This window comes from Candidatus Cloacimonadota bacterium, from assembly GCA_021734245.1.
GTDB lineage: Bacteria > Cloacimonadota > Cloacimonadia > Cloacimonadales > TCS61 > B137-G9.
In genome coordinates this window covers 20077-42756 of the sequence record JAIPJH010000010.1, presented here as the reverse complement: position 1 = coordinate 42756, position 22680 = coordinate 20077, and the positions used below count along the sequence as shown (strand labels likewise).

The following is a 22680-nucleotide window of genomic DNA, read 5'->3' as shown; positions in this document are numbered from 1 at the left end:
AGGGTAAAATATTGAAATTTATTAAATTATGCAAACAATGAATGTCATTCAATGTAATCGGCAGAAAAAATAATAATTTAAAGATTGACAACAGTTACCTTTGTCGGCATTTCGCAACGTTAAAAAAAGATAATTTAATTAATGATTTTGTTAAAATGTAATTGATTATCTTAAAGTTTGTAGCACGGGAGATTTTTTGAAGTTGCAGAGAAAGGTTCTCGCACACATCAATCCTTTCATACAAATACCCGAAAACCCTCATCAGATGATAGCATCATACATTTATAATTGCTTGAACGTGTTGATAAAAATTTAATTCGAAAGCAGGTTTCCATAAAAACAGGAAGTCTGCTTTTTTCTTTATATAATGAATAATCAATAAAATAAACAGGAGAATCTATGAAGTATTGGGAAAAGCCTTTTGGCAAAGAAAAGCCAAAAGTTGTTGATGGCGAGATTTATATCATTCCGGATCGCTGTAAAGGCTGTTCGTTTTGTATTGAATTTTGTCCCAATGGAGTGCTGGAACTCTCCACGGATTTTAACAAAAAAGGATATCATCCGCCAATTGTAGTAGATCGGGATAAATGTACTTACGATGGTTTGTGCGAAAATATCTGTCCCGATTCTGCAATCTTCATTATCCGAAAGGAGGACAAAGTTGAAACAGAGTAATTTACATGGAGAGTTTTTTCTACAGGGTAATGTTGCTTGTGCCGAAGCTGCAGTATCTGCAGGTTGTCGTTTCTTTGGTGGATATCCCATCACTCCAGCCTCAGAAATTGCTGAAAGAATGGCATTTCGACTACCACAAGTAGGAGGAGCATTCGTTCAGTTCGAAGATGAGATCGGATCCATGGCTTCCATTCTGGGAGCATCCTGGGCTGGCGTAAAATCGATGACAGCAAGTTCCGGACCCGGAATTTCTTTGATGCTTGAGAATATCGGTTTGGGAATTATGATGGAAGCTCCTTGCGTTATCGTAAATGTGCAGCGAGGATCACCTTCTACAGGATTGCCAACATCCTGGGGACAATCGGACATGATGCAGGCCAGATTTGGATCGCATGGAGATTATGGTGTTATTGCTTTAGCTCCCAAATCCCCACAGGAATATTTCGATCTGACTGTGAAAGCATTCAATTTTTCCGAAAAATATCGTTTACCGGTATTTGTGATGTCGGATGCGGTGGTTGGTCATATGACGGAAAAAGTTGTAATTCCTCCGGTAGAAGAATTAGAAATTATCGACCGAAAATACACAGATAAAAAACCGGAAGATTATCATCCTTATGAAATAAAAAAAGGCGATTGGGTTCCCGATTTTGCCAAAGCAGGTGATGGTTATCTTTATCATTCAACCGGTCTCACACACGATCATCGCGGCTATCCCGACATGAGTGAAAAATGTCATGTGCAACTTGTGAATCGTCTTATCGATAAGATCAAGAAGAACATCGATGACATAAGTATGGTAGAAGAAAGAGACCTGGAAGGAGCGGATGTGATTGTTGTTTCCTATGGAATAACTTCCAGAACTGTGGTTCCCGGTATCAATCTGGCAAAGAAGAAGGGCATTAAAGTTGGTTATCTGCGATTGATAACTGTTTGGCCTTTCCCGGAACAGAAAATCCGTGATCTGGCAAAAAAAGTCAAAGGTTTCGTGGTTCCTGAAATAAACATGGGACAAGTTGTCATCGATGTGGAAAGATGTGCAGGTTGTGTAAAAACGATTTCTGTTCCCCATCCTGGTGGAGGACTTCACAAACCCGAAGATATAGCCAGAGCTATAGAAGAGGTGGCTTATGCAAAATAATGAACCGAAACATCCAATGGAACAATATCTGCGAATGGATAGAATGCCGCACATCTGGTGTTCATCATGCGGATTGGGAAGTGTTGTTACCGCTTTTATGAAAGGAATGAAAAGAGCAGGAATAGATCTGAATAAAGTTGTTGTTGTCTCTGGAATCGGTTGTACCGGACGTGTGGCAGGTTATGTAAAATTGGATTCTTATCATACTACTCACGGACGAGCAATTCCTTTTGCCACAGGTTTAAAAATGGCCAATCGCGATCTTACAGTTGCTGTAATTTCCGGCGATGGTGACCTTTTTGCAATTGGTGGTAATCATCTAATCCATGCTGCTAGAAGGAATCTGGATTTAAATGTTATCTGTGTCAATAATTTTATCTATGGTATGACTGGTGGGCAGAATGCTCCGACTACACCTTTGGAAGCGTATAGTTCTACAGCTCCTTATGGAAATTATGAACACCCTTTCAATTTGGTTGGTCTTGCTGCTGCTGCCGGAGCTTCTTATGTTGCTCGCTGGACGGCACTTCATCTGCAGCGAATTCAGGATTCTGTAGAAGTGATGGCGAATAAAAAAGGTTTTTGTTTTATGGAAATCGTATCACCATGTTCGACGGTTTTTGCTCGCAAGAACAAGGGCGGAACAGGATTAGATCTACTTCAGGAATATAAGCAAAGAGCTATTATCGACCACAGTGCAAATCCCACAGAAATTCCTTTGGATATGGATGGAGAAATGGTTTGTGGTGTGTTTGTTAATGAAGAAAAATTAACTTTCTGGGAAAACGTACAAAAGGGAATTTCCCGCAAAGTTAAAAGACATCCACTTTATGTGGAAGATAAAAAAACACAATATTAGGAGGAATGATGGATAATTCACATAAAAAAGAAACTAACCTGACGACTGAATTACGAGTTAAAATTTCCGGATTCGGTGGTCAGGGTATCATTCTTTCTTCATTCATCGTGGGGCAGGCGGCGACCATTTTTGATGGCAAACAAGCTTCCATGACGCAGTCATATGGGCCAGAAGCTCGTGGAGGTGCTTGCAGCTCACAGGTAATTATTTCTGATAATGAAGTTGATTATCCTATGGTTGATGAAGCCGATGTGCTGATCGCTATGAGCCAGGAAAGTTACGATAAGTTTATAGGCATCCTGAAAGATAAAGGTATCTTACTTTATGATAGTGATTTGGTGAAAAATCTGCAACCGCCAAAAAATCTAACAGTAAAATCGATACCGGCAACTCGACTGGCAGAAGAACTCGGTAAAAAGATCGTGGCAAATATTGTGATGCTGGGATTCGCTACTGCTCAAGCCAAAGTTGCTACTTACGAAGCTATGAAAAGTGCGATCAAAAAATCAGTTCCTGCCAAATTTACCGAACTGAATATGAAAGCTTTCCAAATTGGTTACGATTATAAGGGAGATTGATATGTTCACAGAAATTTCCAGAAAAGAAATAAAAAATGAATTAGTACAGAAACTCCACGAAATTTCGGGTCAGGATGTGTTCGACTGCTATCAATGCGGAAATTGTTCATCCGGCTGTCCGGTAGTAGATTATATGGATATCAATCCCAATCAGGTTTTACGATTAGCTCAGTATGGAAAAATTCAGGATATCCTGGAAAGCGAAACTATCTGGGTTTGTTCCACTTGCCTGCAATGTTCCTCACGTTGTCCTAAAGGCATCGATGTAGCAAAACTGATGGAAGCCTTCCGAACTATAAATTTGCGGGCAGGTTTGGGAATTGTAGATCCCAGGAAATTGGACGTGGAAAATAAAGATGAATTGCCTCCCATTCTTTTGGTGTGCGCAATGAGAAAACTAACAGGTTAAGGCAGGGAGGAAATAAATGAAATTACCTTATTATCCTGGCTGTACACTAAAAGCAAATGCCAAGCATTTTGAGGATTCTGCAAAAGAAGCTTTGGAAAAACTGGATTATCAGCTGGAGGAAATGAAAGATTGGGTTTGCTGTGGAACTGTATTTTCCATGAGCAGCGACGATCTGATGCTGCAGCTTTCTTCCATTCGCAATTTGCTGAGAGCCGAAAAACAGGATTTAAAAGAATTGGTAGCCATGTGCAGCATGTGCTACAATACACTTAAGCAATCAAAAGATTTTGTGGAAAACGATCCTGATAATCTGGATAAAGTAAATAAATTTATGTATATGGAAGAAGCAGAATATCAGGGAACGGTGGAAATTTATCATCTGCTTTCCATTTTGCAGCAGCGCATAAAGTTTGAAAATATCAAAGAAAAAGTGTCAAATCCGCTGAAAGGCTTGAAAGTTGGAGCTTATTACGGCTGTCTGCTGGTGCGTCCTCAGAAATATGCTATCGACGATTTTGAAGATCCCTCCATCATGGAAAACCTGATCGAAACTCTGGGTGCAGAACCGATTGATTATATTTATAAATTGGAATGCTGTGGTGCATATCAAACGCTAACAAAGAAAGATGTTAGCGTGATGCGAGTTTATGAGATTCTGCAATCAGCACGGAATGCCGGTTGTGATGCCATTATGACCAGCTGTCCGCTTTGTGCTTACAATCTTGACTTCCTGCAGAAAGAAATAGAAAAGCAGCATACCGATTTCAACAAAATTCCTGTTTTCTATTTTACAGAATTAATGTCTGTTGCCCTGGGAGCAAGTTGGAAAAAAGCATGGACTAAGCAGCACGATGTGAATCCCGAGCCGCTTTTGATAGAGAAAAAATTGATATGATAATAAAAAATAAATAGAGGATACAATGAAAAGAATCGGTGTATTTATTTGTCATTGTGGTGTTAATATTGCCGACACCGTTGATGTTGAACTCCTCACTGAGAAACTAGCCGAATATCCGGGAGTTGCTCATATCGAGAACTATATGTTCATGTGTTCCGATCCTGGGCAGAACCTGATAAAAGAGGCTATCGAAAAGCATAAACTGGATGGAGTGGTTGTAGCAGCATGTTCACCAACATTGCACGAATCGACCTTCCAGGATGCTATCTCGGAAGTGGGAGTTAACAAATATCAGCTGGAAATCGGTAATATTCGAGAGCAGTGCAGCTGGGTCCACAATGTAAAAGAAGAAGCAACCAGGAAAGCGGAATTGATCATAAAGACCGCTGTGGAAAAAGCCAAACTGAACCAGGCGTTGGATCCTGTGAAAGCTCCTCTTACCAAACGTGTTCTTATAATTGGTGGAGGAATTGCCGGAATTCAGGCAGCATTGGACATTGCAGATGGCGGTTATGAAGTGATCATGGTAGAAAAGAAACCTTCGATCGGTGGACACATGATCCAGTTATCGGAAACATTTCCCACTTTGGATTGTTCACAATGTATTCTTACTCCAAAAATGGTACAGCTGGGAAAACACAAAAATATAAAACTTTATGTGAATAGTGAATTGGAAGAAATTTCCGGTTTTATGGGAAATTTCAAAGCGAAGATAAAACGTCAACCGCAGTTTGTAGATCCCGAAAAATGTACACTATGCGATGATTGTACTGATAGCTGTCCGGTAGTTGTTCCCAGCGAATACGATGAAGGACTGGATTATCGCAGAGCTATCTATGTTCCATTTCCGCAGGCTATTCCGTCTACTTACACGATCGATACGGAGCACTGTCTTGGTTTTGAACCAATTGCCTGTGGTGAATGTAAAAAAGTGTGTTTACCGGAAGCGATCGATTACGATAAAAAACCTGAAATTTTCAAGGAAGATATCGGTGCGATCATAGTAGCAACAGGATACGATCTTTATCCTGTGGAGAATATTCCGGAATATGGTTACGGAAAATATCCTGACGTCATGAACGGACTGCAGTTCGAAAGAATTCTCTCTGCTACCGGCCCAACCGGTGGAAAGATGCTGCGTCCTTCTGATGGTAAAGTTCCCAAAGAGGTTGTTTTCATTCAATGTTCCGGCTCGCGTGATCCTGAAAGACACAATGCTTACTGCTCCAAGATCTGCTGCATGTACACGCTTAAACATGCCAAGCTTTACAAGCATAAAGTTCACGACGGACAACCTTATGTTTTCTATATCGATATCCGTTCTGGCGGTAAGCGCTATGAGGAATTCATTCAGGAAGGCGTTAAAGAGGACGGCATAATCTATATTCGCGGTAAAGTGGCAAAAGTATATAAAGAAGGCGACAAAATGGTTGTGCACGGAATGGATACTCTCACAGGCAAAAAAGTAACCGTGAAAGCTGATCTGGTGGTTCTGGCACAATCTATGGTTCCCAGTGAAGGAGCGAAAGATCTGTTCAAGAATTTGAAAATAGGAACCGATAAAGATGGCTTCTTGAGCGAAGCTCATCCAAAGCTGCGACCTCTGGAAAGTTTGCAGTCGGGATTTTTTCTGGCAGGTGCAGGTCAAGGTCCAAAAGATATTCCTGATGCAATTTCTCAGGCTTCTGGTGCAGCTGCCAAAATTCTTGCTCTGATGTCGCAGGATGAAGTTCAGCACGAGCCGATCATCGCTACCGTGGATGATAATAAATGTTCTGGTTGCGGTATTTGTATTGGAACGTGTCCGTATGGAGCACGTATTTTGAATGATAATATGATCGCAGAAGTGAACGATATTCTTTGTGAAGGTTGTGGAGCCTGCATTGCGGCTTGTCCATCTGGTGCATCTCAACAGAAGAACCTTACCGACGATCAGATTTTGAACATGATAAACGTAATATTAAATTAAATATAAGGAAGTGAATATGAGAAAATTTGAACCAAAGATCGTTTGCTTCCTGTGCAAATGGTGTACCTATGCAGGAGCAGATCTGGCAGGAACTTCTCGGTTACAATATCCTCCCAATGGAGTGGTCATTAAAACTTTGTGTTCTTCCAGGATCGATCCTGAGCACATTTTATATGCTTTCAAAAATGGAAGTGATGGAGTTTTTATCGGCGGCTGCCATCCTGGTGACTGCCATTATCAAACTGGAAATTACAAAACCAAACGTCGTGTGATTTTATTGAAAGCCATGCTGAAGCAAATGGGTATCGATCCCGAAAGATTGCGTTTGGAATGGATTTCGGCCAGTGAAGGTAACAAGTTTGCCAACACGATGAGAGAATTTATAGAATCAATCAGAAATTTGGGACCGCTTCCAAAATTGGCTAGTGAAGATTTGGATAGAAAAACCAAATCCGAGATAAAAGGAGGAGAATAGCTAATGGGCGATAAAAGAGAGATGATAAACGTTTATATTGGTGGAGAGCTATTCAAAGTTCCCGAAGGTTCCACCATTATTTCTGCTATGGAGTATGCGGGTTTCCAATTGAAAAAAGGTGTTGGCTGCCGAGAAGGATATTGCGGTGCCTGTGCCACGGTTTATCGAGAAAAAGGTGATTATAAACTGCAGGGCGGTTTGGCTTGTCAAACTGTGGTAACAGAAGGAATGGCAATTGCCATGATACCTTTTGTTCCAGCTGAGAAACCGATATACGATTTGAACGAACTGGAAGCAGATGTAAGTACCTTTACTGAATTGTTTCCGAATGTATTCCGTTGTGTTTCCTGCAATACCTGTACAAAAGCCTGTCCTCAGGAAATTCAGGTGATGGATTATATCCAGGCAATTATTCGGGGAGATATAAAGCGAGCTGCAAATCTTTCTTTCGACTGCATTCGCTGTGGACTTTGTGCATTGCGCTGTCCTGCTGAAATCGTGCAATACAACAATGCCATCCTGGCTCGCCGACTTTATGCCAAATACCTGGCACCAAAAAGTCCTGAACTTGAAGCACGCTTGAAAGAACTGGAAAAGGGCAAATACGATAAAGAAATCGATAAAATGAAAGCGATGCCGAAAGATAAACTTTCGAAAAAATATTACAAACGCGAAATTAAAATTTCATAGAGGGAGATCAATATGTATCCTAAAAAAAATACAGGAGTGCAACATGTATCCTAAATATATGATGGAGTCCATTAAAATGGTCGAGAAAACCCGGCCCAAGCGATTGGAACTTGCCAAGAAACTCGGGAAGGAAGTTTTTCCTGGAATGACAGAGCAGGAGCGTAAAGAAGTTCTGGATAAATATCATCCCGACTATCAGAGTGATGCTTTGCGAGAACTCAGGATCGGACCGAATAAAGGCGAGAAAATGGTAAACGAAGTTGTGGATATTATGGAATCTTATCCACGCAATCATCCCGATACTTTCGATCTGGATAAAATCGAAATTGAAACAGATGTTCTCATTATCGGAGCTGGTTCTGCTGGTCTTTCTGCTGCTATCGAAGCTTCCAACGGCGGAGCAGAAGTTACTCTGGTAACAAAATTGCGTCTGGGAGATTCCAACTCGATGATGGCTCAGGGTGGAATTCAGGCAGCCGATCAATTGGATGACAATCCAACTTTGCATTACCTGGATGTAATTGGTGGCGGTCACTTCGATAATAAACCGGAACTGGTGGAAGCCCTGGTAAAAGATGCAGCTCCTTCTATTAAGTGGTTGGAAGATCTGGGTGTGATGTTCGATAAAAATTCGGATGGCTCGATGATGGTGAAATCGGGTGGTGGCACCTGCCGTAACAGAATGCATTCTGCACGAGATTATACCGGTGCTGCAATCTGCCGTGTGCTGCGTGACGAAGTTCAGAATCGTCCCGAAAAAATAAATTTCATTGAATATACATCAGCCACAGAATTGATCTTAGATAATAAAGGAAATTGTGCCGGAGCTATTCTTTATCACATGGAAAATAAACAATTTTCCATTGTTAAAGCTAAATCAGTTATAATTGCAACCGGTGGTTTTGGACGGCTGCATGTACGTGGCTTTGAAACTACCAATCATTATGGCGCAACAGCTGATGGCCTGGTAATGGGTTATAGAGCCGGTGCAAAATTGATGTATATGGATTCGGTTCAATATCATCCAACCGGAGCAGTTTTTCCGGAACAGATAGTTGGTTTTCTGTGCACAGAAAAAATTCGTGGTTTAGGAGCGCAGCCGGTAAATAAAGATGGTGAATTATTTGTTTATCCGCTTGAACCAAGAGACATTGAAGCATCGGCTTTTATTCGAGAATGTGATAAAGGGCTGGGAGTGGAAACTCCTTCCGGTTTGCGTGGTATCTGGCTGGATTCTCCTCTCATTGAATTACTGGTAGGAGAAGGAACGATTGAAAGATATCTTCCTGCCATGCTGCGTCAGTACAAGCGATTTGATATAGATATTACAAAATATCCGATGCTGGTTTATCCAACTCTTCATTACCAAAATGGTGGGCTGGAAATCGATGCCAATGCCGAAACATCTATTCCTGGGCTATTCGTAGCGGGAGAAGCTTCCGGTGGCGTGCATGGCCGCAATCGTCTGATGGGAAATTCCCAGTTGGATATTGTGGTATTTGGCCGCAGAGCCGGAACAAATGCTGCTGCTAAAGTGAAGAAAGGTGTTAAACTTGGAAAAATGAGTCTGAAACACGTAGAAGATTATATCAAAGAAGTGGATAAACTGGGAATCGATAAGAAAAAAATATCGCCCGTAATCCTGCCTGATTACATTCCGGATCACGTCAAAGCAAAACAGTTGGCGACGGAATATCAGGGAACTTTAATTTAAGGAATTGGAGGTTTTGATGGCAAAACCCAAAGTTGCCTTTTACTGGTGTGCATCCTGTGGCGGCTGCGAAGAAGCGATCGTGGATTTGAACGAAGATATTTTAAAAGTTGCAGATCTGGTAAATATCGTTTTCTGGCCCTGTGCGATGGACTTTAAATATGAAGATGTAAGAAATATGAAAAAAGGTGAGATCACGGTTTCTTTTATAAACGGTGCGATCCGAACCGAAGAAAACGAGGAAATGGCCAAACTGCTGCGCAAGAAATCAAAGATCGTGGTTTCTTTTGGTGCTTGTTCTCACATGGGTGGAATTCCCGGATTGGCAAATTTCTGGGATAAAGAAACGATCTTCGAATCTTCCTATGGCAAGAGTTGTCCTTCGGTAGAAAATCCTGATGGAATTGTTCCTCAGCAGCGCTGGCAAGTAGAAGAAGGTGAACTGACACTTCCTAAATTTCATAACACTGTGAAAAGCCTGGATCAGGTTATAGATGTAGATTATTATCTTCCCGGCTGCTCTCCAGAGCCATACCTTACCATGAATGCAATTAATAAAATTCTATCCGGTGATCTTCCTGCCAAGGGAACTGTGCTGGCTCCCGCCAAGTCTTTGTGCGATATCTGCAGCAGAAACGATAGCAAACCGGAGAAACTCAGTATTGATAAAATTTATCGAGTTGCTACAACTCAGCCCGATCCAGAAAAATGTTTTCTGGCTCAGGGAATTATCTGCATGGGACCAGTTACAAGATTTGGCTGCAAAGAAGAAGGAGACGGTCGCTGCATCAGTGCCAATATGCCTTGTCGCGGTTGTTACGGGCCACCTCCTGGAGTTCTGGATGTAGGAGCTAAAATGGTTTCTGCTTTAGCTTCAATAGTCGGATTGGAAGGCGAAGAAGAAATGAAAGATGCCGATGTAGATAGATTAATGGAACAAATTCCCGATCCTGCTGGCACTTTCTATCGTTTTTCGCTACCCATTTCCATGTTGAAAAGAAAACGAATTAACGAGGATAAATAATATGGCAAAGAAAATAACTATAGATCCTATCACCAGATTGGAAGGTCATGGCAAAATCGAAATTTTCCTGGATGAAAAGGGAAATGCAACCAATGCTTATCTGCAGGTTCCTGAACTGAAAGGTTTCGAGCAATTCTGCGTGGGAAGGCCTGTAGAAGAACTGCCTAGAATCACACCACGTATCTGCGGTGTTTGCCCCACAACGCATCACATGGCTGCCACCAAAGCTGTGGATGCAGTTTATAATGTAAAACCTACTGAAACAGCAGTTAAAGTGAGACGTGTGATTTATGATGCTTTCATGATGGAAGATCATCTACTGCACTTTTTCTTTTTAGGTGGACCAGACTTCGTTGTCGGTCCCGATGCTGCACCCGGCGAAAGAAATATTCTGGGTGTCGTGGGAAAAGTTGGTGTAGAAATCGGTAAGAAAGTTATCGATATTCGTAGAAGAATGCGCTCTGTTATAACTACTTTAGGCGGACGTGTAATTCATCCTGTTTGCGGACTTCCCGGTGGAGTTTCCAAAGGTATAACCGAAGATCAGCGAAAAGAATTTCTGCAGATTGCCAGAGACAGTGTGGATTTTGCCCAGTTTGCACTTAAGATTTTTGATGATGTAGTTCTAAAAAACAAAACTTACGTCGATCTGATCGTGGGCGATATCTACAAACATGAAACCTATTACATGGGACTGGTGGATGAAAATAATCATCCCGATTTTTATGATGGAAAATTGAGAGTGGTCGATCCTGATGGAAAAGAAATAGCGAAATTTGCTCCAAAAGATTATCTCGATCACATTGTGGAACGTGTGGAACCCTGGAGTTACATCAAATTCCCATATCTGAAAAATGTAGGTTGGAAGGGATTCACTGATGGCAAGGATAGTGGTGTTTACCGCGTAGCTCCATTGGCTCGTTTAAATGTGGCGGATGGAATGGCAACTCCTCTAGCTCAGAAAGAATATGAAAAGATGTACAAAATTCTGGGCGGAAAACCAGCTCATCATACGCTTGCATTCCATTGGGCAAGACTTATCGAAGTTCTGTTTGCAGCCGAGCACATGGTTCAATTACTGGAAGATAAAACTATTACCAGCACTGATATTCGCAACATTCCAACCGATACACCAAAAGAAGGTATAGGAATTGTGGAGGCTCCTCGCGGAACTCTGATCCATCATTACAAAACCGATGAACAGGGAATGGTGACTGGAGTTAATTTGATCGTTGCTACTGTTGGGAATTCAGCAGCCATGTCCATGTCAATTGCCAAAGCAGCCCAGAGCCTGATCAAAAACGGAGAGTTCAACGATGGAATTTTGAATATGATCGAAATGGCTTTCCGTCCTTACGATCCCTGCCTGGCTTGTGCTACACATTCTCTGCCAGGTAAAATGCCGCTGAAGGTGAACATTTACGATAAAGACAAAAATAAAGTTAAAACGATAACGAGGGATTAGATACTCAGAAAATCCTTATTGCTCCCCTTTTGAAGGGGAGAAGGGAAACATAGTTTCCAAGAGGGGTTTTAAATAAAAATGCAAAAAACTCTTGTTCTAGGGCTTGGTAACACAATCCTCTCCGATGATGGAGTGGGAATTCATATTGCTTTTGAGATCGAAAAGAAGTGCAGGGAGATCGATGTGCTGGAAGCAAGCGCGGCTGGTTTCCGAGTGGTGGATGAGATCATCGGCTACCAAAAATTGATCCTGATCGATTCCATCAAAACAGGCAAATCAGTTCCGGGAACGTTACATCGATTTACATTTGATGAATTCAGTAGAACCATGCATCATTCTTCTCCGCACGACATCAGTCTTTTCGAAGCATTTGATATTATGAAAAAGGAAAAAGCCGATCTTCCTGAGGAGATTAAAGTTTATGCTGTAGAAGTTTGTGATACATCCACTTTTTCGGAAGAATGCACAATTGAAGTTGCAAAAGCAATCCCTGAAGTTGCAAAGATTGTGATAGAAGAAAATAATTTGAAATAGTTTAGTTTAAAAATTAATCGGAGGTTCAATGAATATTCATGAATATCAGGCTAAGCAGATCTTTGCCGATCATGGCATCCCCATTCAATCGGGCATTATGATCGAAGATGCAGCCGAAGCCAGGAAAGCGGCAGAAAAGAGCGCTGGAAATTTCTGGGTGATCAAAGCTCAAATCCACGCCGGTGGACGCGGAAAAGGCGGCGGTGTAAAACTTGCCAGAAGCATCGAGGAAGTAGAAGAAATTTCCAAAAACATGTTGGGAATGACACTTGTTACTCATCAAACCGGTCCAGCTGGAAAACTGGTTAAGAAGATCTTCATTGCCGGTGGTGTGGATATCAAAAAAGAATATTATCTGGGAATGGTTTTAGATAGAACCAGTGAAATGCCGGTGATGATGGCTTCATCCGAAGGTGGAGTAGAAATCGAAAAAGTTGCTGCTGAAACTCCGGAAAAGATCATCAAAGTATCTATCGATCCACTAATCGGATTTCAACCATTTCATGCCAGAAAACTTGCTTTTGGATTGCAGCTCTCCAAACCTCAGATCAAATCTTTCGGTAAATTTGCCAAAGCTCTTTATCAGGTTTACTCCCAGAACGATGCCAGCCTGATCGAGATCAATCCGCTGGTACTGACACCCGAAGATCAATTTGTAGCTTTAGATGCAAAAATGGGATTTGATGATAATGCGCTTTATCGTCATCCCGACATCAAAGCAATGCGCGATCTGGATGAAGAAGAACCAACCGAAACTGAAGCAGGAAATTTCGGATTGAATTATGTGAAACTGGATGGAAATGTTGGCTGTATGGTGAATGGAGCCGGACTGGCAATGTCAACGATGGATATCATCAAATTAAGTGGCGGCGAACCTGCTAACTTTCTGGATGTGGGCGGTGCAGCCAGTGCTGAAACTGTAGCAAAAGGTTTTGAGATTATTCTGCGCGATCCCAACGTGAAAGCTATTTTCGTGAATATTTTTGGAGGAATCGTGCGCTGTGATAGAATTGCCAATGGCATTCTGGAAGCCACTGAGAAGACGCAAGTAAAAGTTCCGTTAATTGTTCGTCTGGATGGCACAAATTCAGCCGAAGCTGCCAAAATATTACAATCTGCAAATATTGAAAATATCATTACAGCTAACGATCTGGCGGATGGTGCAGTAAAAGCTGTAAATGCTGCCAAGGGAGTGTGATCATGAGTATTTTAGTGAATAAAGATTCCAAAGTTGTTGTTCAAGGTTTCACTGGCAAAGAAGGAACTTTCCATTCTCAGCAGTGTATGGATTACGGTACGAATATCGTAGCAGGAGTAACGCCTGGAAAAGGCGGTCAAATCCATCTGGAGAAACCTGTATTCAATACTGTTCGTGAAGCTGTGGAAAAAGCCGGTGCTAATACCAGTATTATTTTCGTTCCACCTGCTTTTTCTGCCGATGCTGTGCTGGAAGCTGCTGAAGCCGGCATCAACGTGATCGTCTGCATCACAGAGGGAATTCCGGTAGCTGATATGATGGTAGCTAAGAAGTTTGTTCAGAAATGTGGTGCTACTCTTATCGGTCCCAACTGTCCGGGAATTATTTCGGCCGAGGAAGCCAAGGTTGGTATTATGCCGGGAGTTGTTTTCCAAAAAGGAAATGTGGGCGTGATCTCCAAATCCGGTACACTCACTTACGAAGCTGCCAATCAGGTTGTAGAAGCTGGGTTGGGTATTACCACAGCAATTGGTATCGGTGGTGATCCCATTATCGGCAGCACCTACATCGATCTGTTGAAACATTTTGAAAAAGATCCTGAAACCGATGCAGTTGTTATTATTGGTGAAATCGGTGGAGATCTGGAAATCCAGGCAGCTAAATATATTAAAGAAAATTTCTCTAAACCTGTTGTAGCTTTCATCGCCGGACAAACCGCTCCCAAAGGTAAACGAATGGGACATGCCGGAGCGATAATTGCCGGCAGCAAAGGCACAGCTAAAGAAAAAATGGATGCACTTACTGCTGCAGGTGTAATTGTTTGTGATTCTCCGGCAGAAATTGGTAAGAAGGTGAAAGAAGCACTGAAGTGAAATTCCAAATGACAAGTACCAAATTATTCACAATTATCAAAAGCTCAAATTCGAAACAGCAAAAACATTGATCGAAAGTGTTAATTTTTGGAAATAGAATGAATCCTGAAACCGGACAAAAGAAATTTTACGATTTGGAAGAAAGGACATTTCTTTTTGCCAAAAACATTTGTCTTTTTGTGAAAACACTGCCATATACTATAGCTAACCAAGAAGATGGAAAGCAAGTGATGAAAGCATTAACCCCCTTGTTCCCCCTTGACAGGGGGAAGTGAAAGAGGATTTGAAAGAAAAATGAAAGAAAAGAATAGTCTTTTAATCGAAAGAATTCCTCGCTGCTCTGCATCGGGGTTTTCCAAATTTTCTCCCCTGTTTGAGGGGAGATGCGGCTTTAGCCGTAGAGGGGTAAATAATGAAAATTCGATTTTCAGCTTGCTGAAATAAATTTAGCAAAATACACCTTGGCTCTGCCACGGTGATAGTCAAATTTAAGAATGTTCTTTATTAGTTTTTTTTTAATCGAAGAAATTCTCCCCTGACAAGGGGAGATGCGGCTTTAGCCGTAGAGGGGTTTAATAAAAAAAGGAAATTTAAACATATAAAATGTAGATTATGAAATCATGTGTTTGAAATTTTTTTATTTTGAATTTGGAACTTATTTGTAATTTGAGATTTGTAAATTGTGATTTTCGAGAGGTATGAAAATAAGGAAGTAAATGAATTATAATAAAGAGGTGAGATCATGCGAGAAGTGAATGTGAAAGATTTGATCCCGATCGTTAAAAAGTTATGCATCGATGCTAACTTTTACATGGGAGAAGATGTTATCAATCGGATCAAACAGATGAAAGAGAAAGAAGAATCTCCTACCGGAAAGGAAGTACTGGATATTCTTCTGCAAAATTATGAACTGGCTGCTCAGGAGAAAATGCCGATCTGTCAGGACACCGGAATTGCGGTTACTTTCCTGGAAATCGGTCAGGATATTCATCTGGTTGGTGGTGATCTTTATGAAGCGATAAATGAAGGAGTTCGGCAAGGTTACAAAGAAGGTTATCTGCGCAAATCGATGGTGGATGATCCGATCATCGATCGTGTGAATACAAAGGATAACACTCCGGCAATCATTTACACCGATATAGTTCCCGGCGAAAAGATCAAGATCACGATCGCTCCCAAGGGCGGCGGTAGTGAAAACATGAGCGAAGTTAAGATGATGAAAGCCGCTGATGGAATAGAAGGTGTAGTCGAATTTGTAGTCGATCGCATTGCTCGTTCCGGTGGTAATCCCTGCCCTCCAATAGTGGTTGGAGTTGGATTGGGTGGAAATTTTGAACAAAGTGCGCTTTTGGCCAAAAAAGCCTTATTAAGAGATTTGGATGAAGAAAATCCTGATCCTAAATGGGCGAAAGTAGAAAAAGAAATCCTGGAAAAAATTAATAATCTGGGAATTGGTCCGCAGGGTTTGGGCGGCAGAACCACAGCTCTGGGAGTTCAAATACTTACCAAACCGTGTCATATAGCTTCCATGCCTGTTGCTGTAAATGTGCAATGTCATGCAGCACGACATAAAAGTGCAGTGATTTGATAATAAATTATGTCAGCAGCGAACAACACTAACAAAACTAACTTTTTGCAAGATATCCTGACGAATCCTGCAAATTGTTCTCAGGAATGCCTTCAAATTGAAGCGAGCTTCTGCGGAAGAAGTTTCTTTGAAGATTTCCTCAGTAAGACGGGTTTTGTTCGTTGCTTATAAAGGAGATACAATGGAAAATACAGTTTATTTAAAAACACCTTTAACAAGTGAAGATCTGGAAAAACTTCAGATTGGAGATAAAGTTTATATTTCCGGCACGATTTATACCGGAAGAGATGCAGCGCATAAACGTTTAGTAGAATTGGTGGAAGCTGGAAAAGAATTGCCTTTTGATATCAAGGGTCAGGTGATTTATTATGTAGGACCAGCACCGGCTCCTCCAGGAAAACCGATCGGTTCTGCCGGGCCGACAACCAGTTATCGCATGGATCCTTATGCTCCGATTTTAATGGATGCTGGATTAAAAGGTATGATCGGAAAAGGACCTCGCAACCAGGCTGTTATCGATTCCATGCAGAAAAATAAGGCTGTCTATTTTGCCGCAATCGGTGGAGCTGCCGTTGTGGTGGCAGAATCGATAAAAGAAGCAAAAGTAATTGCCTATGAAGATCTGGGAACTGAAGCGATTCGCGAGATGAAAGTGGAGAATTTTCCCTGCATTGTGGCAAATGATGTAAAGGGAAACGACATTTATAAAGAAGGCGTGAAACAGTATCAGAAATAGAATCTGATGGTTCGCATTTCGATACGTCGCAGGTATTACTCAGTGTGATAGTGAGGTTTTTTAAAATGAAGTAATAATGTAATCCTGAGTGATTCAGTTTACTGAATAGTATCGAAGGATAGTATTGATAAATAATTGCAAATAAAGTTAATAGGAGATTTCCAATGAAAAAGTTGAAGATGGATTTAACAAATTTGAATGAAGTTTTTCCCGATGAATTTTCGCAGGAACAGATCGCCAAAGCCAAAACACTGTTCCTGAAAAAACTGGCTGAAGATGCTCACAAATTCTACGGTGGAAAAATCCAGACCGTTCCCAAAGCCGGTGTTTTTGGTTTTAACTGGTTCAATGTGTGGTACACACCCGGAGTTTCCAAAATTTCTACCACGATCCGTGATAACAACGACACCAGTTTCGAGCTTTCCAACCGTGGTAACCTGGTTGCTGTAGTCAGCGATTCCACTCGTGTGCTGGGTGATGGCGATTGTACACCTCCCGGTGGACTCGGCGTGATGGAAGGAAAAGCTTTCCTGATGAAATATCTGGGTGGAGTAGACGGGGTAGCACTTTGCGTGGACAGTAAAGATGAAAACGGCAAAAACGATCCTGATAAGATCATCGAATTCGTAAAGATGTGTCAGCACAGTTTTGGAGCGGTTAATTTGGAAGATATTTCTCAGCCTAACTGCTACAAAGTTCTGGATACTTTGCGCGAGGAATGTATAATTCCTGTTTGGCACGATGATGCTCAGGGAACAGCTTGCGTTACACTGGCCGGATTGATCAATGCGCTGAAACTGGCTGAAAAGAAGATCGAAGATGTGAAAATAGTAATGCTGGGTGCTGGAGCTTCTAATACGACTATTGCACGACTGATAATTGCTGCCGGTGGAGATCCCCGAAAAATGTATCTCTTCGATTCCAAAGGCGGACTTCATACAGGTAGAGAAGATATCAAAGCAGATAAACGCTTCTATCGCAAATGGGAACTGTGTGAAAGTACAAATCCTGAAAAAATTGAATCTTTTGCCGAAGCCTGTAAAGGAGCCGATGTGATGATCGCTCTAAGTAAACCAGGTCCAGACACAGTTAAACCGGAATGGATCAGTTCAATGGCAGAAAAATCTATTGTTTTCACCTGCGCTAATCCTGTTCCGGAAATTTATCCTTATGCAGCCAAAGAAGCAGGAGCTTTTATTGCTGCTACCGGTCGCGGAGATTTTCCGAACCAGGTAAACAATTCTCTGGGATTTCCAGGAATTTTGAAAGGTGCTCTGCTGGTTCGTGCCAAAAAAGTAACCGATAATATGGCAATTGCTGCTGCCCATTCACTGGCAAATTATGCTGAAAAACGCGGCATAAATCCAGAGAATATTGTTCCCACAATGGATGAATCAGGTGTTTTTGCTGTGGAAGCTGCTGATGTGGCAATGCAGGCAATCAAAGACGGAGTTGCTCGAATCGAGATGACCTGGGATGAAGCATTCCAGAAAGCCAAAACCGATATCGATTATTCCAGAAGTATGACTAAAAAACTGATGGAAACCGGATTCATTGAAAGCCCCAAAGATGAAATGTTGCAAAATGCCATCCAGTGGGCTATCGAGGAAGTGAAATAAGAGTAATAATGATATTATGAAAGCGCACATATTTTTTGTGCGCTTTTTTTCTTTACATCAAAATTGGATAAACTTATCATGAATTTTGAAAAGTTTATTTGATGTTTAATTTATTGTGTTTTAAGGAGTTCAAATGGCAGATTTTCAAACAAAACTGAAACAGGCAGAAAAATATAAAATGCATGGACAGCTGAAAAAAGCGATATCAATATATCAGGAAATTTTAAATGAAAATCCCGCAGAGATCGATGTGATCTATAACCTTGCCGAACTGCATTATCTGCTGGGTGATTTGAAGGATTCAATCAAGTTTTATCAGCAAGTTATCGAGATGGAACCAAAATACAGTCTGGCATTTTACAAGTTGGGAATTTGTTATTTTCGTTACACAGATTTCCAGAAAGCAATTGAGTGCTTCAACGAGATCAGTACCAATGAACCGGATTTATATATGGCGCACTACTGGAAAGGTCTCAGTTACTATCATCGCGGCAATATCGATGCTGCCATCAATTCCTTCAAAGAACTGCACAAGCATAGTAGGAACTCAACTCTGGGTTATTATCAAATGTCGATTTCATTGAAAGCGGCAGGACGTTTTAAAGAAGCGGTGAAACTGCTCGAAGAAATAGTGAAGCAAGATGACAAAGCTGTGGCTGTTCAGTATCATCTGGGGCTGGCATATCTTGGCTTGAAACAGATCGAAAAAGCTTTGGAATGCTTTGAACGAGTTTTGGTATTGAATCCTGAACACAAAGGAGCTCAGGCTGAAGTTGATCTGCTGGTTACAGATCAGGAAATGCTTTATTCTTACGGTGTGAGTTCACACAAAAAGGAAGCCAGTCTGGATGAACTCACTTCTAATTTTCATGTGGGGCAAACCTATCGCGGCATGGCTATGATAGAAGATGCCATGAAATATTTCAGGAAAAAAACTGAGAAGAAAGAGTAGGTAATATCTAACCTTCAACCACTATCAGAACCTGCATTTTTACTGAAAACTGCTTTGAAGATTCATCATATTGCACATCGATATTTGTGAGGAATAATCTGCCTTCCAAACGATTTATGTTTGAAAATCGTTTATCAATAACCTGTTGAACAGCCTGCTGATATTTTTCGATAAAACTTTTTTCCAGATCTTGGGTTTTATATTCAGTATCCAGCAGCCAGGAATCGTTTGTTGAACTATTTTCTCGGGAAAATTTTGTGGATAGGATCGTGAAGTAAGTGTGATCTCCGATGTAGACCGATGCTACTTCTTCGGAACCGCTGATGGTTGCCTGAGTGTTAGTTTTGAATGTAATTGAACCATTGTTTTTCTGATAACTGAAATTTTTGCCGGAAATTTGTTCTGCGAGGTTGGCAAAGGCGTAGGTTTTGGCTTTTGCTTTTGCCAGATTGGGGCTTTTAGAACTTCCTGTGCCGTATCCCATTATAGTTAAATTCTGCAATTGATCTGTATTGGTTTTAATTTCTTTGAACATGGCTTTTCCTGTGCAACTGCAAATAAGCAGAGTTGCTAAAATAATTGAAAATATTAATATTTTATTCATTTAAACTACACCTTTATTTCGATAATATATCAGCAATAAAATGAAATAGATAATCAATCCATAAGTACATAAAATTTCTATAGTGATATTTGATGATAAATACTTTATCAGTAAAATGACAACAGGAATTAGAATAGCGATAATCTTCTTCCAAATATGTTCTTTTGTTATAAAAACGAAAATAGCTAATGCTACAGTTAGTAGAATTGGCCAAAATCTGATCCAGTTCAATTTATTACTCTAAAATTCGATTAATTCTTATCCAGGTAGCGTAAACGAACCCAACCCGACCATGATTCGTCGTTTGGAGTTATTGTAAAACGAGCCCAATCGCCTTTTTCTTCTACCACGAAAACAGTGATTCCCTGCATCAGTTTTCCGATCGGATCGACTTCATGCTGCATTCCCGGACCTGTTCGAATATTCACGTCATTGGCATTACAGGAAGCGGAGTAATCAACAATTTTAGATTCTGCATCTCCATCGGATACAACAGTTTCTTCCACTACAGGTGGTTCGGTTTTGGGTACCTTCGGTTCTTCTTTTCTTGTATTTTGCTGTGTGTTGGTAGTTTGAGTATAAACCCGATCATTTGCTGTTTTCTTTACAACCCAGTAATCTTTTACGAAACCAATATCACGTTTCACCTGCTTACCGATATCTTCAGCTTGAGCTTTGGAATAAGCATCAGCCAATCGCAAACGATAATAAGTTGTTCCATTGATAACCACAGTCAATATCTTAGCTCGGTAACCTTTATTTTCCAGTTCTTGCTTACGGTTTTGCACAAAATCCAGTTTGGTGTTTGCCAGGAATTGAACTTCGTAGTTCTTGGCTCCTGTATAAGTTTTTGTCTGTTGCTGTTTTACTGGTTCCGTTGTTTTGGAAATCTGATTCTGGTTTTGAACGGATTTTCCATTTTCCATTTCGTCCAGCCAATATCCAGAAATTAGTGGTGATTCTTTGATGATCTTATCGCCAAGAGCTTTTCCCTGAGATTCCGAATACATATCACTTAATCGCAGGCGATAAACGATCTTTTTTCCTTCTCGCAGATTTAAGATTTTTGTGTTATATCCCAAGCGTGATAAAGCGGCTTTTGCTTCTTCGATCTTGGCATAATTGCTGCTGGCCATTAATTGCACTTCATACTGTTTACCGGAAGTTTGAGTTATGGGTTGATATGTGGTTTGCTTCTGCTCTGTCTGCTGATTTGTTTCTGATGGCTGCTCTGTTTGCTGATCTTGGGCAACTTCGCTGTCATCAACTTCTTCCACCAGGTTTTGTTCGGCAATATGTTCGGATACAGATTCTTCAGTTCCGATCTGATCGAGCCAGTAATTCTGGATGGACGGAAACTTCTGCTTTATCTCTTCTCCTATCGCCAAAGCTTCATTCTTGCCGTAAAGACCTTCCAAACGCAAACGATACAAAATTTCATTTTCTTTCATTGTTTTGGTCACGATCATGTTATAACCGGCTTTTTCCAATTTCTGTTTCTGATGTTCGATGCGTGAATAATTTTTGCTGGAGAACAATTGTAGAATAAACATGTTCTGGTTCAATTCCGGTAAATTGGATGTTTCCTGCATTTGCTGTCCTGCCTGCATTTCGACTTCAGAATAATTGTGTGCTATACTGGCTATTACGAAAGCAACAACACCGATAATGGCAACAACACCGATAATAACTATAATTAAGGCTGGAACGCTTCTCATATCACTTCCCGCTTTTTAAATACATTTCTTTTTTCAGCTTACAAAACATTTTTCATCTAACAACGAAAAAAAACTTAAACAATATATTTTGGCAACAAAAATATTTATATCTATAGGATTTATGAAATAATCGATTAGATAATCTATAAAAAAATTAACAAATTTATGTCCAAATAGCAACCACAGCCATAATGGCCAATCCCACTAAAACGAAACTGAATTTAGTGATCAGTTTTTCCCTGATCGTAAACTCTTCATCCAGAATATCCATGACAGCAACATAGATAAAAGTTCCAGCTGCTAAAGCGTCAAAGATTGCTTCAAAAATCTGCTCTGAACTTCCTGAAAGTAAAACAGAAAAAAGATATCCCAGCATTATTCCCAGCGGAGTCATAAACGAAAAGAAAGTTATCATAGATCTGTATTTCTTTTTATCTGTATTATTTCGCAGCATACTCACTCCCAAAGCAAAAGCTGCAGTTCCTTTGTGTGCCAAAACTGCCAGCAAAATAACAATTGCCTGGATTGCCTTTTCTTCAATTCCCAAAGCAATTCCGGCAATGATGGAATGAATAGAAAGAATAAACATGAGAACGTATGGATATAAAATTCTGGAAGGATTATTGTTTACAGCAATGTTATCAGTTTCAGGAACAGAGTCATGAGAATGATGCAGCAGTACTCTTTCCAGAAAGAAAATAGTTAAAAAACCTGCGATACAGATTACCGCAAACCAGGGATAATCGGAATTAGAAGAAATAGCTGCAAATCCCGATTGAGCATCGGGGAGCATGTGAATAAGGCCGGCACCCAGAAAAACTCCACCGGCAAAAGCATTTCCCAACGAAAAGATAATTTTACTATTTGATCTTTTGGAAAGCCAATGCGCAAAGAAACCACCAGTTAAACCAGTGATAAATATCAAAAAAAACGATGCAGATTTTAGCCAGAAAACTTCCATTCTT

Annotated in this window: 24 protein-coding genes; 20 read left to right on the top strand and 4 right to left on the bottom strand. The window is 40.7% G+C overall.

The window, feature by feature from the left end; all coding sequences use genetic code 11:
* Positions 1-399: 399 nt before the first annotated feature.
* The 20 genes from K9N40_03095 (at position 400) to K9N40_03000 (ending at position 19393) form a co-directional block, all read left to right on the top strand.
* Positions 400-675: a ferredoxin family protein gene (locus K9N40_03095; GenBank protein MCF7813451.1), complete on the top strand. Its 276-nt coding sequence runs from the start codon at positions 400-402 to the stop codon at positions 673-675.
* Positions 599-1816 carry a 2-oxoacid:acceptor oxidoreductase subunit alpha gene (locus tag K9N40_03090; GenBank protein ID MCF7813450.1) on the top strand — a complete coding sequence of 406 codons (1218 nt, stop codon included), beginning with the start codon at positions 599-601 and terminating at the stop codon, positions 1814-1816. Before K9N40_03095 ends, K9N40_03090 begins: the two co-directional genes overlap by 77 nt.
* Positions 1806-2675 (top strand): 2-oxoacid:ferredoxin oxidoreductase subunit beta, encoded by an 870-nt coding sequence (locus K9N40_03085; protein MCF7813449.1) that lies wholly within the window; start codon positions 1806-1808, stop codon positions 2673-2675. The genes K9N40_03090 and K9N40_03085 overlap by 11 nt, the downstream gene beginning before the upstream one ends.
* A gap of 8 nt (positions 2676-2683) precedes the next feature.
* Positions 2684-3253, top strand: a complete 570-nt coding sequence (locus K9N40_03080) for a 2-oxoacid:acceptor oxidoreductase family protein (GenBank protein ID MCF7813448.1) — start codon at positions 2684-2686, stop codon at positions 3251-3253.
* Between the two features lies 1 nt (position 3254).
* Positions 3255-3662: a 4Fe-4S dicluster domain-containing protein gene (locus tag K9N40_03075; GenBank protein MCF7813447.1), complete on the top strand. Its 408-nt coding sequence runs from the start codon at positions 3255-3257 to the stop codon at positions 3660-3662.
* Positions 3663-3678: 16 nt separating this feature from the next.
* Positions 3679-4557, top strand: coding sequence for a CoB--CoM heterodisulfide reductase iron-sulfur subunit B family protein (locus tag K9N40_03070; GenBank protein MCF7813446.1), 879 nt, complete (start codon positions 3679-3681; stop codon positions 4555-4557).
* A gap of 25 nt (positions 4558-4582) precedes the next feature.
* A complete protein-coding gene (locus tag K9N40_03065; protein MCF7813445.1) occupies positions 4583-6529 on the top strand; it encodes a CoB--CoM heterodisulfide reductase iron-sulfur subunit A family protein in 1947 nt (648 codons plus the stop codon).
* Positions 6530-6545: 16 nt separating this feature from the next.
* Positions 6546-7004, top strand: coding sequence for a hydrogenase iron-sulfur subunit (locus tag K9N40_03060; GenBank protein ID MCF7813444.1), 459 nt, complete (start codon positions 6546-6548; stop codon positions 7002-7004).
* 3 nt (positions 7005-7007) lie between these two features.
* Positions 7008-7694 (top strand): 4Fe-4S dicluster domain-containing protein, encoded by a 687-nt coding sequence (locus K9N40_03055; GenBank protein ID MCF7813443.1) that lies wholly within the window; start codon positions 7008-7010, stop codon positions 7692-7694.
* 43 nt (positions 7695-7737) lie between these two features.
* Entirely contained in the window at positions 7738-9408 is a 1671-nt protein-coding gene (locus K9N40_03050) for an FAD-dependent oxidoreductase (GenBank protein MCF7813442.1), read from the top strand.
* A 16-nt stretch (positions 9409-9424) separates the two neighbouring features.
* Positions 9425-10429: an oxidoreductase gene (locus tag K9N40_03045; protein MCF7813441.1), complete on the top strand. Its 1005-nt coding sequence runs from the start codon at positions 9425-9427 to the stop codon at positions 10427-10429.
* Between the two features lies 1 nt (position 10430).
* Positions 10431-11894, top strand: a complete 1464-nt coding sequence (locus tag K9N40_03040) for a Ni/Fe hydrogenase subunit alpha (protein MCF7813440.1) — start codon at positions 10431-10433, stop codon at positions 11892-11894.
* 78 nt (positions 11895-11972) lie between these two features.
* A complete protein-coding gene (locus tag K9N40_03035; protein MCF7813439.1) occupies positions 11973-12428 on the top strand; it encodes a hydrogenase maturation protease in 456 nt (151 codons plus the stop codon).
* Between the two features lie 28 nt (positions 12429-12456).
* The gene (gene sucC / locus K9N40_03030) at positions 12457-13626 is read left to right on the top strand and encodes an ADP-forming succinate--CoA ligase subunit beta (protein ID MCF7813438.1); all 1170 of its coding nucleotides are present in this window, start codon (positions 12457-12459) and stop codon (positions 13624-13626) included.
* A gap of 2 nt (positions 13627-13628) precedes the next feature.
* Positions 13629-14498: a succinate--CoA ligase subunit alpha gene (gene sucD / locus K9N40_03025; protein MCF7813437.1), complete on the top strand. Its 870-nt coding sequence runs from the start codon at positions 13629-13631 to the stop codon at positions 14496-14498.
* 98 nt (positions 14499-14596) lie between these two features.
* Positions 14597-14773 carry a hypothetical protein gene (locus K9N40_03020; GenBank protein MCF7813436.1) on the top strand — a complete coding sequence of 59 codons (177 nt, stop codon included), beginning with the start codon at positions 14597-14599 and terminating at the stop codon, positions 14771-14773.
* A gap of 467 nt (positions 14774-15240) precedes the next feature.
* Positions 15241-16086, top strand: coding sequence for a fumarate hydratase (locus K9N40_03015; protein ID MCF7813435.1), 846 nt, complete (start codon positions 15241-15243; stop codon positions 16084-16086).
* Positions 16087-16267: 181 nt separating this feature from the next.
* Positions 16268-16822, top strand: coding sequence for a Fe-S-containing hydro-lyase (locus tag K9N40_03010; protein ID MCF7813434.1), 555 nt, complete (start codon positions 16268-16270; stop codon positions 16820-16822).
* A 164-nt stretch (positions 16823-16986) separates the two neighbouring features.
* Positions 16987-18441, top strand: a complete 1455-nt coding sequence (locus K9N40_03005; protein MCF7813433.1) for an NADP-dependent malic enzyme — start codon at positions 16987-16989, stop codon at positions 18439-18441.
* A 133-nt stretch (positions 18442-18574) separates the two neighbouring features.
* Positions 18575-19393 (top strand): tetratricopeptide repeat protein, encoded by an 819-nt coding sequence (locus K9N40_03000; protein ID MCF7813432.1) that lies wholly within the window; start codon positions 18575-18577, stop codon positions 19391-19393.
* Positions 19394-19400: 7 nt separating this feature from the next.
* Here K9N40_03000 and K9N40_02995 read toward each other — a convergent pair whose 3' ends face one another.
* The 4 genes from K9N40_02995 to K9N40_02980 all read right to left on the bottom strand — a co-directional run bounded on the left by K9N40_02995 (position 19401) and on the right by K9N40_02980 (position 22676).
* A complete protein-coding gene (locus tag K9N40_02995; GenBank protein ID MCF7813431.1) occupies positions 19401-19997 on the bottom strand; it encodes a hypothetical protein in 597 nt (198 codons plus the stop codon).
* Positions 19998-20228 carry a hypothetical protein gene (locus K9N40_02990; protein MCF7813430.1) on the bottom strand — a complete coding sequence of 77 codons (231 nt, stop codon included), beginning with the start codon at positions 20226-20228 and terminating at the stop codon, positions 19998-20000.
* 20 nt (positions 20229-20248) lie between these two features.
* A complete protein-coding gene (locus tag K9N40_02985) occupies positions 20249-21715 on the bottom strand; it encodes an SPOR domain-containing protein (GenBank protein ID MCF7813429.1) in 1467 nt (488 codons plus the stop codon).
* A gap of 163 nt (positions 21716-21878) precedes the next feature.
* A complete protein-coding gene (locus K9N40_02980) occupies positions 21879-22676 on the bottom strand; it encodes a ZIP family metal transporter (GenBank protein MCF7813428.1) in 798 nt (265 codons plus the stop codon).
* Between the last annotated feature and the right edge of the window lie 4 nt (positions 22677-22680).